Source organism: Streptomyces sp. NPDC111516, from assembly GCF_055635345.1.
Window position 1 is genome coordinate 1 of record NZ_JBVKBV010000022.1, and the last position, 14478, is coordinate 14478.

At 72.8% G+C, this 14478-nt stretch carries 10 protein-coding genes; 8 read left to right on the plus strand and 2 right to left on the minus strand.

Translation table 11 applies throughout. The features are described 5' to 3' along the window. The first annotated feature begins 987 nt into the window (after window positions 1–987). On the plus strand, window positions 988–1206 hold the full coding sequence (locus tag ACZ7L9_RS30105) for an MbtH family protein (RefSeq protein WP_471420094.1): 219 nt from the start codon (window positions 988–990) through the stop codon (window positions 1204–1206). Window positions 1207–1223: 17 nt separating this feature from the next. Here the strand turns inward: ACZ7L9_RS30105 and ACZ7L9_RS30110 are convergent, their stop codons facing one another. Continuing rightward, window positions 1224–2231, minus strand: coding sequence for a helix-turn-helix domain-containing protein (locus ACZ7L9_RS30110; protein WP_471420096.1), 1008 nt, complete (start codon window positions 2229–2231; stop codon window positions 1224–1226). Between the two features lie 173 nt (window positions 2232–2404). Here ACZ7L9_RS30110 and ACZ7L9_RS30115 point away from each other — a divergent pair, with 173 nt between their 5' ends. Together ACZ7L9_RS30115 and ACZ7L9_RS30120 are read left to right on the plus strand one after the other, a co-directional pair. After that, complete coding sequence (locus tag ACZ7L9_RS30115; protein ID WP_471420098.1) at window positions 2405–2557, plus strand: hypothetical protein; 153 nt, start codon at window positions 2405–2407, stop codon at window positions 2555–2557. A gap of 43 nt (window positions 2558–2600) precedes the next feature. After that, window positions 2601–3506 carry a LysR family transcriptional regulator gene (locus tag ACZ7L9_RS30120; protein ID WP_471420100.1) on the plus strand — a complete coding sequence of 302 codons (906 nt, stop codon included), beginning with the start codon at window positions 2601–2603 and terminating at the stop codon, window positions 3504–3506. A gap of 9 nt (window positions 3507–3515) precedes the next feature. On the opposite strand, the gene ACZ7L9_RS30125 is transcribed toward ACZ7L9_RS30120, so the two are convergent. Continuing rightward, a complete protein-coding gene (locus ACZ7L9_RS30125; protein ID WP_471420102.1) occupies window positions 3516–4550 on the minus strand; it encodes an aspartate-semialdehyde dehydrogenase in 1035 nt (344 codons plus the stop codon). Window positions 4551–4933: 383 nt separating this feature from the next. On the opposite strand from ACZ7L9_RS30125, the gene ACZ7L9_RS30130 reads away from it, so the two are divergent. From ACZ7L9_RS30130 to ACZ7L9_RS30150, 5 genes are read left to right on the plus strand one after another with little or no spacing between them, the layout of a single operon-like run. Further along, entirely contained in the window at window positions 4934–5536 is a 603-nt protein-coding gene (locus ACZ7L9_RS30130; protein ID WP_471420103.1) for an NADPH-dependent FMN reductase, read from the plus strand. Further along, window positions 5533–6387, plus strand: coding sequence for a thioesterase II family protein (locus ACZ7L9_RS30135; RefSeq protein WP_471420105.1), 855 nt, complete (start codon window positions 5533–5535; stop codon window positions 6385–6387). Before ACZ7L9_RS30130 ends, ACZ7L9_RS30135 begins: the two co-directional genes overlap by 4 nt. Continuing rightward, a complete protein-coding gene (locus tag ACZ7L9_RS30140; RefSeq protein WP_471420107.1) occupies window positions 6384–8039 on the plus strand; it encodes a condensation domain-containing protein in 1656 nt (551 codons plus the stop codon). Before ACZ7L9_RS30135 ends, ACZ7L9_RS30140 begins: the two co-directional genes overlap by 4 nt. Continuing rightward, a complete protein-coding gene (locus tag ACZ7L9_RS30145) occupies window positions 8029–9894 on the plus strand; it encodes an amino acid adenylation domain-containing protein (RefSeq protein ID WP_471420108.1) in 1866 nt (621 codons plus the stop codon). Before ACZ7L9_RS30140 ends, ACZ7L9_RS30145 begins: the two co-directional genes overlap by 11 nt. After that, the gene (locus ACZ7L9_RS30150) at window positions 9891–14477 is read left to right on the plus strand and encodes a type I polyketide synthase (protein WP_471420110.1); all 4587 of its coding nucleotides are present in this window, start codon (window positions 9891–9893) and stop codon (window positions 14475–14477) included. Before ACZ7L9_RS30145 ends, ACZ7L9_RS30150 begins: the two co-directional genes overlap by 4 nt. Window position 14478 lies beyond the last annotated feature (1 nt).

Genomic DNA, 14478 nt, shown 5'->3' on the forward strand with positions numbered 1-14478 from the left:
CAGCTGGCACCTCACCCCGGCCACCGCATAGCGAAAAGGGGCTGCCCGGCCTACGGCCGGACAGCCCCTCACCAAGATCTTCATGAGTCTTCTAGAGCTACGGATCAGGTGGTACCCACGAGAGGGGGTGGTGCGCGGTCGGCTCTGGCAGGTCATCTGCTGGCCATCGACGAAGCCCGACCGTCGGTTAGGTCCCGGACGATTCTCCGGGCCGCCCCCAGACAGGCCGGGGATGCAACCATTCCTTTCGGAGCTGGAACCCCCGGAAGCCGACCGCGCGCTTGAGACCCTAAAGGCCGGCACTGACAACGGCCTTGTACGTGATTGGCCGTTGAGCGGTGAGTGTCTAACTGCGTGACAACGCTGACGAACAGCGGTGGACGAGCGCGAACGTCTGCGGACCATCAGCGCAGTTGAGAGACACGCTGGTCCAAGGCAGACTCCCCACGCAAGTTGCTTCGGGACGAAGCGGTCTCAGTCTCAGTCTCAGTCTCAGTTGCCGCCGCATCCGCAGTCGTCTGCCCGTGTCCGCGTAGGTCTGCGAGACGCCCTGACCAGGGAATTCGCCCCCTGGAGGACATCGGTGGACGCCCATGGAACAAGATCGGACAACTCGTAATGCGTAGGTCTCGGGTTCGAATCCCGAAGGCGGCTCCGAGAAACCCCAGGACTCACTCGCCGTGACCTGGGGTTTTTCCTTGCTCAGGGCGTGACGAGTCACACGGCTGGGTGCCGCGGTGGCGCCTTCGGGCAGCGAGACGGATACAGGCCGGACGGGTCGTTGCCGGGAGCCGGGTTTGTCGCCGTGGCGTCAGTTTCTTGCCAATCGCTTGCCCGTTCATGTGTGTCAGTGGCGATGCGGCGGGCCGAGGAGCGGGCGATGGCGGTCCGGGGTGGGGCGATCGGCTGGGGCGATAGGGGGGTTCGGGAGCCGGTATGGGGTGGGTGTTGTGGTGTCGGGGTGGGCGGATCAGGCTGGGGCCCGCAATGAGGTTGCCGGGCTTGTTCGGGCCGGCGCTTACGTGGAGGTGCGGCGTGGGGCGGTTCACCGTTGTCGTCAACGGGGAAGAGCAGTACTCGATCTGGGCCGAAGGGCGCGAACTGCCCCTGGGCTGGCGGGACACGGGTGTGGCCGGGACCAAGGAGGAGTGCCTTGCGCACATCGACGAGGTGTGGACGGACCAGCGGCCGCTGAGCGTGCGGTAGGGACCGTCTCGGCCGGGCTACGCGTCCGGGGGAAGCCAGCCGTGTTGGACCGCTCGGGCGCCGGCTTCGAAGCGGCTTCGGGCGCCCAGGCGGTCCATCAGGACCGTTGCGATGCGGCGGGCCGTGCGGTGGGAGACCCCGAGGCGCTTGGCGATGCCCTCGTCGGTGTGGCCCTCGGCGAGCAGGCGCAGGGTGGCCGCCTCCTGGCGGTCCAGTTCGCCCTCGTCGCGGCGCTGGGCCCGGCCCAGCGGACGGGCGTTCTCCCACACCGTCTCGAAAAGGGTGCACAGGGCGGTGAGCGTGCCCTGGCCGGTGAGGGCGACCGCGCCCTCGCCGCTGTCCTCACTGTTGACGGGGAGGACGGCGGTCGTACGGTCCACGATGGTCATCCGAAGCGGCAGCACGGCGACCGTGCGGACCTGGCCGCCCAGCTCCGTCAGCCACTTGGCGTGCGCCTCGCTGGCCGGGTTGTTGCGCACGCTGTCCAGATAGATCGTCCGCATGGTGACGCCCCGGCCCAGGAGCCGTTCGTTGAGCGGGCGGGAGGCCGCCATGTTCGCCTTCGTCTGCGCCCCGCCGGGGGCGAAGACCATCACCTCGGTCCGGACGTTCTCGGTGAGCACCGCGAGGCGGGCCCGGACCTCGTTGACGTCGGCGAGGTGTTCCACGCTGACCGGCGCCCCGATCGGGCGCAGGTCCTCGTACTCGGAGATCAGCTGCCGCACCGCCGCCCGGGTGCCCGCGATGCGCTGGCTCTCCAGGGCGAACTCGGCCTCCCGCTTGGCCAGCAGGTACTCCAGACCGACCTCCGGGTTGACCGCGCGGGGCGGCGCCGAAGCGCCGGTCGGGCGGTCGGCGGCATACTGCACGAGCGAGAGCCCGGACAGCCGGTCCCACGCCTCGCGCACGGCCTCCTCGGTGATCCCGAGCCGCTCGGCCAGGGCCTTGGCGTCGTCCCGGGGGCGGCTCAGCATCGCCCGGTAAACAGCCTCGGTCGGTCTGTCCAGTCCCAGTGGTTCGAGCATCGGACCCCCCCGTCCATCAATCCCTGCCATTATCCCCGGCGTGGCCGATCCGGGCTGAGCTGGCCAGATTGGGTCAGGGCCCAATCTGGCCACCCGGAAAGCCTTCCTGACCGTGTGACGGATGGTGATGCTGTGACTGAGGGAAGACACGCAGTCACTGGGGGAGATTCGTCATGCTTCGTGCTCGTATGGTCAAGGCCGCCGCAACCATTGTCATAGGCACCGCCGCGCTGCTCGCGCCCGCCGCCGTCACCGCGGCGCCGCAGGCCGTCGCGGCTCCCGCGCCGGTCGTGGACGCCCCGAAGCAGGACATGGGCTGGCAGTGACCACCGCCGCCACCACGGGGACGGCGTGCCGCAGGGACAGCGCATGGATCTGAAGCAGCTCACCACCTTCCACCGGGTCGCGACGCTGCTCAGCTTCACCCGCGCCGCGGCCGACCTGAAGTACGCGCAGTCCAGCGTGACCGCGCAGGTCAAGGGCCTGGAGGTGGCGCTCGGTGTGGAGCTCTTCGAGCGGCTGCGGGGGCGGATCCGGCTGACACCGGCCGGCGAGCGGCTTGTACCGTACGCCGAGCAGATCCTGTCCCTGGTCGACGAGGCCCGGGACCGGACAACCGGCCGGGCCGAGCCGTCGGGAGTCCTCACCATCGGCACGATGGAGAGCTTCACCTCCTACCGGATGCCCCCGGTCCTCGAGTACTTCCACCACCGCTACCCGCGGCTCCAGCTCGCCCTGCGGTCCAGCCTGTGCCGGGACACCTGCGAGGCGCTGCGGCAGGGCACCTTCGACCTGGGCTTCCTCATGGAGGCCGAGACCGAGCACCCGGGGGTCAGGACCGAGGTCCTCGGCTCCGAGCCGCTGGTCGCGGTCGCCGCCCCGGACCATGTCCTGGCCGGCGCCCGCAACGTCTCCACCAGCGATCTGCGCGCGGTGCCGATCCTGGCGTCGGAGGCGGGCTGCTCGTACGGGGCGATGTTCGAGGCGGAGCTCAACGGCGGCGCCGAGGAGCCCGTACCGCTGCTGCAGTTCGGCAACATCGAGTCGATCAAGCGCGGGGTCGCGGCCGGCCTGGGCGTCACTGTGCTGCCGGCGATGGCGGTGGCCGGCGAGGTCGAGGCGAAGTCGCTGACCGTGTTGGACTGGAAAGCGCCGTTCGAGGTGTATACGCAGATAGCTTGGCGGTACGGGCGCCACCTCACGCGTGAGATGCGGGTGTTCATCGACTGGATGGTCCAGTTCATGGAGGAGGACCGGCCGTTGGTGGCCTGCTGAGGGCTGTGTTCACAGGGTGCCCCGGGCCAGCAGTTCCTCCACTATCTGTACGGCGTCCAGCGCGCCGCCGACCCGGAGGTTGTCGGTGGCCAGCCACAGCCAGAAGCCGGCGGGGGTGGTGGCCGAGACCCGGATCCGCCCCACGTGGAGGTGGTCCGGGTCGCCCAGCGCCGCCGGGGTCGGGCCGCCGCAGTCGTCGTGGACGGTGACCCCGGGCAACGCCCTGAGCAGGGCCACCAGTTCGACGCGGTTCACCGCCGAACGACACTGCACCCACACCGCCGCACCCTGCCCGCTGACCACCGGGACCCGTACGCAGGTCGCCGTGACCTCGATGCCGGGCAGACCCAGGACCTTGCGGACCTCGTCGACCAGCTCCCGCTCCTGGCGGGTCGAGCCGTCCTCCAGCATGTCGCCGATGCCGGGCAGCACGTTGAAGGCCAGCGCGGGCGAGAACTCCGCCGAGACCACGGTGGCCTGCGGGTCCTGCAGGACGGTGCGCGAGCCGTCCTGGAGCTCTTCGATGCCGGCGTGCCCGGCGCCCGAGGCGCCCTGGTACGTACTCACGACGATCCGGCGGATCCCCCAGCGGCGCTCCACGTCCCGCGCTATGCGGACCACGGGGACGGTGGCGGCGCCGGGCACCGCGATCACTCCGCCGACCGGGCGGCGGCCCAGCTCGGCCGCGTTGAGCTGCGGGACGACCAGGGGGGTGCCCGGCGCCATCCGGAAGGCGGGGGTGCTGTCGATGGCCAGGGCGCCGTGGGCGACGGCGACCGGGACCCAGTCCCTGCTGACCTCCTCGCCGGCGCAGAACAGCGCGGCGTCGACCATGCCGAAGTCGAACCGGGAGAGCTTGGTGACGCGGTGGTCGTGGCCGTCGACGCGGATCGTACGGCCGGCCGAGCGGGCGGAGGCCACCAGGTCCAGTCGCCGGTACGGGAGGCGGCGGTCCTCGATGAGTTCGAGCAGGGTCCCGCCCACCGCGCCGGTCGCTCCGACGATGGCGATTCGGGGGGCGGCGGGGTCGTCGACCTGTGGCATGGGCTTCTCGGATCCGCGTAGGGCAGGGGACACGGACGGCAGGCGGCCGTGCGAGTCGTCGGCTCCTGGACATGACCCTGTTCGAGTACGCGCCGGAGGCTCGGCGTGGGGCGGTGTGCGCGATCGGCGCCGGTCCGATGATCCGCGCATCCGGGGCGCTCGGCAATGGGTGCCCCGACGGGCATCTCCGATGGCTCCCATCAGCGGGAACGATCGGCTCCGGTCGTGCGGCCCGCCGCGACCGCAAGCGTCATCGGAATGTCTGAACCGGGCCATCGGAACTCTCCGGACGGCGAGCGTTGACCCGCAAGTTGGCTTGCCGAAGGCTGTGGCCGGTCCTGAACGACCGGGTGCCGGAACCGAACACGCGAAACGGGGAGTTCATGCAGCAGGCCGTGAAGGTCGTCGGAATCGGGGGATCCTCCCGACCCGGCTCCACCGCCGAGCTGGGGCTGCGGGTGGTGCTCGCGGAGGCCGCCCGGCTGGGTGCGGAGGTCGGTCTCGTCAGCGGCGCCGACCTGGTGATGCCGCTGTACGACCCGCGTGTGGCGAGCTGCCCGCCGCAGGCGCGCCGGCTGCTCGCCGAGGTGGCCTCGGCGGACGGGGTGGTGCTGGCCAGCCCCGCGTACCACGGCACGGTGTCAGGGCTCCTGAAGAACGCCCTGGACTACACCGAGGAGCTCCGGGACGACGCCCGGCCGTATCTCTCGGGCCGGGCCGTCGGCTGTCTGTCCGTCGGGATGGGCTGGCAGGGTGCCGTGACCACGCTCGCCGCGCTCCGGGACGTCGTGCACGCCCTGCGCGGCTGGACCACCCCGCTGGGGGTGGCGCTCAACAGCGCGACGGCCGGGTTCGGCGCGGACGGCGCGTGCGACGATCCGCACATCCAGCGGCAGTTGACCGCGATGGCCGGGCAGGTCGTCGAGTTCGCGGAGGCACGTCGGGCCCACCGGGCGCTCCGGGCCGAGTCGGTGCATGCCCGATGAGCGGCACGGACGACGGCCACTGTCCCGACGGGGGCACGGCCACGACCACGGCCCCCGGGACCGCCGCCGGCGCCACCCCCTGGATCCGCTGTTTCCACCCGAAGCCGGCGGCTCGGTACACCCTGGTCTGTTTTCCGCATGCGGGTGGGTCGGCCAGTTACTATTTCAGGCTTTCGGCAGCGCTCGACCCGGACATCGAGATGCTGGTCGTCCAGTACCCGGGGCGCGAGAACCGGCTCTTCGAGGAGCCCGCGGGTTCCGTGGCGGCGCTGGCGGACGGTGTGTACGAGGCGCTGCGTCCCCGACTGCCGCGGCGCCCGGCCTTCTTCGGGCACAGCATGGGTGGGCTCATCGGCTTCGAGGTCGCCCGGCGGCTGGAGTCGGCCGGGGGGCTCGCCCCCCACGTCCTTGTCGCTTCGGCCAGTTCGGCGCCTTCGGTGCGTACGGACCGGCTGGCCGCCGGCCGGGGCGCGCCCCGCAGCGAGGCCGAGGCCGATGACGCCGTGCTGGCCCGCATCATGGGCCTGGGCGGCACGCGCGAGGGGGTGCGCCAGGATCCGGAGCTGCTGCGGCTCGTGCTTCCCGCCATCCGGGCCGACCTGCGCGCCCTGGAGGGATACCGGCCCGACGAGGGTGCCGCGGTCGGCTGCCCGGTCACGGTGTTCGTCGCCGACAGCGACCCCGATGTGCCGCTCGCCGAGGCCGACGGGTGGGGCGCCCACACGACGGCGGGCGCCGCCGTGCACGTCTTCGAGGGCGACCACTTCTACTTCAGCGGCAACCCGCCGAAGTTTCTCGAACTGCTCCAGGACGCCGTGCGTCACTCTCACCCCGGGACACAACTCGTATGACAGCCATGGGATTCGTGGAGGAAGAGCTCGCCCGGATGTGGGCCGAGATCCTTGACGTCACCGGTGTGACGCTCGGCTCCGGCTGGCACGCGCTCGGCGGGCGGCCGGAGGCGGTACGCACCCTCGCCGACCGGATCGACGAAGAGCTCGGCGCGCGCGTCGAGCCCGAGGGGCTGCTCGACGCGGCCACCCTGGAGGGCATGGCCCGCCTGGTGCGGGACGCCATGGCGGCCAGGAACGCGGCGGCCAGGCCGACGGCGGACGGACCGGTGGGCCCGCGGGCCGGGGCGCGGCCGGAGCGGCCCGCACTGTCCTTCGCCCAGCAGCGGCTCTGGTTCATGCAGCAGATCGACCCCGACACCACGCTCTACAACGTGCCCACCGTGCTACGGCTGCGCGGCGACCTCGGCCACGGCCGGCTCGCCCGGGCGCTGACCGCGCTCGTCGCCCGGCACGAGGTGCTGCGTACGGTCTATGAGACGTCGTCCGGAGTGCCGCACCAAGCCGTCGCCGCACCCGGGGAGGTCGCGCTTCCGTACACCGATCTGACCGGCAAGGACGACCCGGCGGCCGAGGCGGCCCGCATCGCCGCCGAGGTGGGTGCCCACGTCTTCGACCTCGCCGTCGACCTGCCGCTGCGGGCCCATCTGCTGCGGCTCGGCCCCGACGAGCACCACCTGGTGGTGACGTTCCATCACATCGCCATCGACGGCTGGTCCGTCGAGATCTTCTTCCGCGAACTGGGGGAGCTGTACGGCGACGCGGACGCGGGCAGCGGGTCCGCGACGGCGCCTGCGCTGCAGTACGCCGACTACGCCGTCTGGCAACGCGACCGGCTCCAGGGCGACACTCTGGACGCCCTGACCGCCCACTGGCGTGCGGTGCTCGGCGACGACCCGCAGGCCCTCGCCGTGCCCACCGACCGCCCCCGGCCCACGTACCGCTCCTTCCGGGGCGCGGTCGTCACCCGCGAGCTGGGGCCCGAACTCGCCGCCCGACTACGTGAGTTCAGCAGGGGTGAGCGCGGCACGCTCAACATGACGCTGCTCGCCGGGTTCCAGGCGCTGCTCGCGGGCTGGTCCGGGACCGACGACGTCACTGTGGGCACCCCGGTCGCGGGCCGCACCCGGCCCGAACTCCAGGAGCTCCTCGGCTGCCTCATCAACATGGTCCCGGTCCGCGTCGGACTCGGCGGCGACCCGGACTTCCGACAGCTGCTCGCCCGCACCCGCACCGCGCTGCTCGACGCCTCCGCGCACCAGGAACTGCCCTTCGACAAGCTGGTCGAGGCCCTGGTCTCCCGGCGCGGCCGCGACTTCCTGCCGGTGTTCCGGGTGATGTTCAGCTTCCTCAAGGAACAGTCCGTGCCGGTCTTCCCCGGGCTCGACCACTGCTCCCTCGACCTCACGGGCCCGCAGGACACCGCGAAGTACGACCTCAGTCTGTACGCGCAGGAGAGCGGCGCGGGTGTCGCGCTGACCCTCGAATACGACACCGACCTGTTCGGCCCCGAGACGCCGGCCGCGCTGCTGGTCGCTTACGAGCAGACGCTGCACGACGCAATCACCTTCCCGGACAGGCCGGTTCTGGATCTCGCAGCGGTCCGGTTCCGGGAGTCCGGCTCCGAGAGGAACATTCACCGTGACCGCTGACCCACTGGCCGCCACAGGCCCGGGCACCATCGACGCCTGGTTCGGGCGGCAGGCGGCCGAGCGGGCCGACGCGGTCGCCGTGACCGGCACCGACGGCCGGCTGACCTTTTCCGAGCTCGACCGCGCCGCCAACCGCCTCGCTCATCACCTGCGCACCCTCGGCGTCGGCCCCGAAGTGCCGGTCGCCGTCTGCATGGAGCGCACCACCGCCCTGGTGACGGCGCTGCTCGCCGTGCTCAAGGCGGGGGGCGCGTACGTGCCGCTCGACCCGGCGAGCCCGGACGAGCGGGTCGCCTTCACGCTCGCCGACGCCGGCGCCACCGTCCTGGTCACCGACCGCGCCGGGCGCGGTCTCGCCGTCGAGCACACCGTCCTGACCGGCCCCGGCGGCACCGACCTGAGCGCCCACCCGGACACCGCGCCCGAGGAGCCGGGCACCGGCCCGGCCAGCCTCGCGTACGTCATCTACACCAGCGGCTCGACCGGCTCCCCCAAGGGCGCCATGATCGAGCACCGCAATGTGACCGGCCTGCTCACCGGCGTCCGGGGCCGCTTCGGCTTCGGCCCCGACGACGTCTGGTCGATGTTCGCCTCCGCCGCCTTCGACGTGTCGGTGTGGGAGATGTGGGGCGCGCTGCTGCACGGCGGCCGACTGGTCGTCGTACCGGAGGAGACCCGGCGCTCGCCGCAGGAGTTCCACGCTCTGCTGAACCGCGAGCGGGTGACCGTCCTCAACCAGACCCCGGCCGCCTTCCGGCAGTTGGTGCGGTACGAGGAGGAGCAGCCGCCCGGCGCCGGACCGGCCGCCCTCGACGCGCTGCGACTCGTCGTCTTCGCCGGGGAGGCGCTGCCACCCGAGATGCTGCGGCCGTGGATCGCCCGGCACGGCGCGGACCGACCCGAACTGGTCAACATGTACGGGATCACCGAGACCACCGTGCACTCCACCTACCGCCGGATGACCTCGGCCGACCTCGACGCCGGCGCCGGCAGCATGATCGGCGGGGCCTTCGAGGGCTGGACGATGAAGGTCGTCGCCGCCGACGGCACCGGGGCGGCCGCCGGCGAGGCGGGCGAGCTGTTCGTCGGCGGCGCCGGGGTGGCCCGGGGCTACCTGGGCCGGCCCGCCCTGACCGCCGAGCGCTTCCTGCCCGACCCGGACGCGGCCGTGCCCGGCGCCCGGCGCTACCGCTCGGGCGACAGCGCCCGGCGCGGCGCGGACGGCGACCACGAGTACCTCGGCCGGCTCGACCACCAGGTCAAGGTGCGCGGCTACCGCATCGAACTCGGCGAGATCGAGAACGCCCTGACCCGCCACCCCGACGTCCGGGACTGCGTGGTGACGGTCGACGAGGACTCGGTCGGCGAGCCGCGCCTGGTCGCGTACTGGGTGTCCGGCGGGGCGGAACTCACCGACAGCACCACGGAGTTGCGCGATTACCTGGGGCGCACCCTGCCCGCGTACATGCTGCCGAACGTCTTCGTCGCGCTCGACCGGCTGCCGCTGACCCTCAACGGCAAGGTCGACCGGCGGGCACTGCCCGCGCCCGAGGCCGTACGCCCCGACCTGGGCGGCGGCTTCGAGGCGGCCGGCACTCCGGTGGAGAAGGCCCTCGCGGAGATCTGGGCAGATGTGCTCTCGGTCGACCGCGTCGGCCTCGACGACGACTTCTTCGAACTCGGCGGCCACTCGATGCTCGCGACCCAGGTCGTGGCCCGCTCGAAGGAGCAGTTCGGCGTCGCCGTGACGCTGCGGCTCTTCTTCGACCTGCCCACGGTCCGGGAACTCGCGGGCGCCCTGGAAGAGCTGCTCGCCGCACAGTCCATAACCAACCCGCACGGGGAGAACGCATGACGTACGAAGCGGAACTGCCGCTGCCCGAGCAGTCCGTGGCCATCATCGGGATGAGCGGACGCTTCCCCGGTGCCGACGATGTCGACGCTCTGTGGCGCATGGTGGCGGCGGGCGAAGAAGGCCGCACCGACTACACCGACGAGCAGCTCGCCGAGGCGGGCGTGGACCAGCGGCTGCTCGCCGACCCGGCCTATGTGAAGTCCGGCTTCCCCGTCGACGGGTTCGACCGGTTCGACGCCGAGTTCTTCGGCGTGACCCGCTCCGAGGCCGGGCTCATGGACCCGCAGCACCGGTTGCTCCTGGAGACCGCCTGGCAGGCCCTGGAGCGGGCCGGCTACCCGGAGGGCACCTTCGAGGGCCGCACCGGCGTCTTCGTCGGCACCTCGGGCAGCGCCTACCTCCGCGAGCGCATCGCCGACTCCGGCTCGGACGGGCAGATCTCCGACGAGATCCAGGTCGCGATCGGCAACGACCCCGGCATGCCGGCGCTGCGCGTCTCCTACAAGCTCGGCCTGAGCGGTCCCAGCTTCACCGTGCAGAGCGCGTGCTCCTCCTCGCTGGTGAGCGTGCACCTCGCCGTGCAGTCGCTGCTCGGCCAGGAGTCCGACCTCGCCCTCGCGGGGGGTGTCGCGGTGCGCGAGTTCGAGCCGCGCGGCTACCGCTACGAGGAGGGCGCGATCCTCTCGACGGACGGCCACTGCCGCCCGTTCGACGCGGACGCCTCCGGCACGGTGTCCGGCGACGGTGTCGCCCTGGTGGTCCTGAAGCGCCTTGAGGACGCGGTCGCCGCCGGCGACCACATCCACGCCGTGATCCGTGGCTCGGCCGTCAACAACGACGGCTCCGCCAAGGTCGGCTTCACCGCGCCGTCCCCACAGGGCCAGGCCGAGGTCATCGCCGAGGCGCTGGCCGTCGCGGGCGTCGAGTCCGGCACGGTCCAGTACGTCGAGGCGCACGGCACCGCCACCCCGCTCGGCGACCCCATCGAAGTGCAGGCGCTCACCGAGGCGTTCGGTTCCGACTTGCGGGCCGGCTCGGTCCATCTGGGCTCGGTGAAGTCCAACATCGGCCACCTCGACGCCGCCGCCGGTGTGGCCGGCCTCATCAAGGCCGCGCTCGCCCTGGAACACCGCTTCATCCCGCCGACCGCGCACTTCCGGGCTCCCAATCCCCGACTCGCCCTGGACAAGGGGCCGTTCGTGGTCAGCGGTGAGGGCACCCCCTGGCCGCTGACGGCGACCCCGCCGCGCGCCGGGGTGAGCGCCTTCGGCATCGGCGGCACCAACGCGCACGTAATCCTCGAGGCCGCGCCCGTCGTGACCACGGAGCCCGAGACGGACGGCGACTGGCAGGTCCTTCCGCTGTCGGCCCGCACTCCCGAAGCCCTGGACGCCGCCGCCGGGCGCCTCGCGTCGGCGCTCACCGAGAACGGATCCGGGCTCGCGGACGCCGCCCACACGCTGCAGTCGGGCCGCGCCGAATTCGCCTACCGCCGCGCCGTGGTGGCCGACAGCCGGGAGGGCGCCGCCGCCGCGCTGCGTCAGGACCGGCCCGCCGTGGCCGCCGGGCAGGGCGACGCCGCGCCCGGCGTGGTGTTCCTGTTCCCCGGCCAGGGGGCCCAGTACCCGGGAATGGGCGCGGACCTGTACCGCACCGAGCCCGTCTTCCGCGCGGCCCTCGACCGGTGCGCCGAGCTTCTCAAGCCCGAACTGGGCTGGGACGTACGGGAAGTGGCGTTCGCCGCCGACGGCGAGGAGACCCGCGAGCGACTGCGGCAGACCCTCTACACCCAGCCCACCGTCTTCTCCCTCGACTACGCCACCGCACAGCTGCTGCTCTCCTGGGGGATCGAGCCGGCCGCGATGACCGGGCACAGCCTCGGCGAGTACGTATCGGCCTGCCTGGCCGGGGTGTTCAGCCTGGAGGACGTCCTGCGCGTGGTCGCCCGCCGTGCCCGACTGATGCAGGACCTCGCGCCCGGCCGGATGCTGTCGGTGCTCCTCGACGAGGAGGCGCTGACGAAGGCGCTGGACGGCCGCGGCACGATCGCCGCGGTCAACGCGCCCGGCTCCTGCGTGGTTGCCGGTACGCCCGGGGAGGTCGCCGAGGCGCGCCGCGTTCTGGCGGAACAGGGCGCTTCCGTAAGGGATCTGGAGACCTCGCACGCCTTCCACACCGCGCTGGTCGAGCCCGCCCTGCCCGCCCTGGAGGAGGTGCTGCGCTCGGTCACGCTGAACGCGCCGGAGATCCCCTTCCTGTCCAACGTCACCGGAACCTGGATCACCGACGAGCAGGCCACCGACCCGGCGTACTGGGTCGCCCACACCCGTCGGCCCGTCCGGTTCTCCGACGGTGTCGCCACCCTGGTCCAGCGCGGCCCCGCCGTGTTCGTCGAGGCCGGTCCCGGCAGCCAGCTCGGCGGACTCGTCAGGACCCACCCGGAGCCGGGCCCCGTCGTCAGCCTGCTGCGCAAGCCGCGCGCCGGCGCCGAGGCGCCCGCCGAGGGCCGCACGGTCCGCGAGGGCCTTGCCGAGCTGTGGCGCCACGGCGTCACGGTCGACTGGACGGCCCTGCACACCGGCGGCGTGCGCCGCCGGGTGCCGCTGCCCGCCTACCCCTTCCAGGGCCCCGGCTTCCTGCTGCCCAAGCCGACCGCGACCACCGGCGTCCGTACGAACAGCGCCCGGTGGACGTACGCACCGGTCTGGCACCGCGCGCCGCTGGCCGTCGCCCCGGAGCAGGCCGAGCCGGCCACCTGGCTGGTCCTGGCCGACGGCCGGGGGCTGACCGGTGACCTGGTCGCCGCCCTGCGCGAGCGCGGCGAGAGCGTCACCACCGTGCGCAAGGCGGCGGCGTACGCCCGCACCTCCGAGCACGGCTTCGACGTCGACCCGGCGGACGCCGAGCACCTGGGCCGCGTCCTCAAGGAGCTGCGCCAGGACGGGCTGACCCCGGACCGGATCGTGCACGCCTGGGCCGTGACCGACCCGGAGGGGACCACCCCCTCGACTGCGGACGGCCGGTACGCCCACGGTCTGGCCACCGGCTTCCACAGCCTGGTCTCGCTGGCGCAGGAGCTCGGCGAGAGCGGCACGGACACCCCGGTGCGCGTCGATCTCCTCACCGACCGGCTGCAGGACGCGCACGGCTCGGCCGTGATCCGCCCCGAGCGGGCCGCTCTGTACGGCGCGGTCACCGTCCTGCCGCAGGAGTACGCCTGGCTGACCTGCCGCGGCGTCGACGTGCTGCCCCCGACGGACACCGCCGCGCGGACCCTGCTGACCAAGCAGCTCACCGCCGAACTGACCGGTCCCGGCGCCGAACCGCTCGTCGCCTACCGGGGCGCCCAGCGGCTGCGCCGCGCGTTCGCACCGGTCGAACTGGCCTCCGTACCCGTCGGGCGGGCGTGGCGGGCCGACGCCGGCTATCTGATCACCGGCGCGTCGGGCGAGGCCGGACTTGGCTTCGCCGAGCAGCTCGCCGAGGCGGGCGCCCGCCTGGTGCTCGTCGGGGACCCGCGGTTCCCGGCCGAGAGCGAGTGGGCCGCGCTGCCCGCGGGGGCCGAGCGGGCCCGCGCCGAGCGGCTCGCCGCGCTGCGCGCCGCCCGACCCGACGCCGTCACCTACCGGGCCGCCGACCTGGCCGACCCGGAGCAGGCCCGACTCCTCGTCGAGGAGGCCCGGACCGTGCTGGGCGCCGTCAATGGCGTACTGCACTGCGCGGACGCCCGGGGCACCGGACTCGTCGCGCTCAAGTCGCGGGAGGACTTCGAGGCCGTGCTCGGGGCGCGGGTGCGCTCCACGCTGCTGCTCGAAGAACTGCTCGCCGCCGACGATCTGGACTTCTTCCTGGCGGGCTCGGCCACCACCGGCATCGTCGGCGGCTTCGGCCAGGCCGACAACTGCGCGGCCGCCGCCTTCCTGGACGCCTTCGCCGCCGCCGGGTCCGCCGAGGGGCGCAACACCGTCACCCTCGACTGGTCGCAGTGGGAGTGGGACGACTGGTTCGAGCTGCAGATGGCCGGGCTGCCCGAGGTGCGCGAGCTGTACGAGCGGCTGCGCCTGAACCAGGGCATCCCCGTCGCCGACGGCCTCGCGCTGGCCCGCGCCGCGCTCTTCGCCGGCCTGCCCCAACTGGTCGTGTCCCGGGCCGACTTCCAGGACGTCCTGGCCGACCAGCAGGGCCTGACCGCGACCTCGTTCACCGACGCGCTGGGCAGCGGCCGGGGCGAGGACAGCGACTGGGACCCCGCCACGGTGTGGCCGGACGACGAACTGGCCCAGTCGGTGGCCCGGGTGTGGCAGGAGATGCTCGGTGCCTCCCCGATCGGCCCGGAGGACGATTTCTACGACCTGGGCGGCAACTCGCTGTTCGCCATCCAGATCGTGGGCCGGCTGCGCCAGGCGCACGGCGACTTCCCGATGAGCGCCGTCTTCGAGGCGCCGACCGTACCCGGGCTCGCGGCGGCGATCCGCGCCCACCAGGCCGAGTCCATCGGTCTGGACGAGTTCGAGGCGATGCTGCGCGAGGTCGAGGCCCTCTCCGCCGCCGAGGCCGAGCAGAAGCTGAAGGGGGACAGCTGAC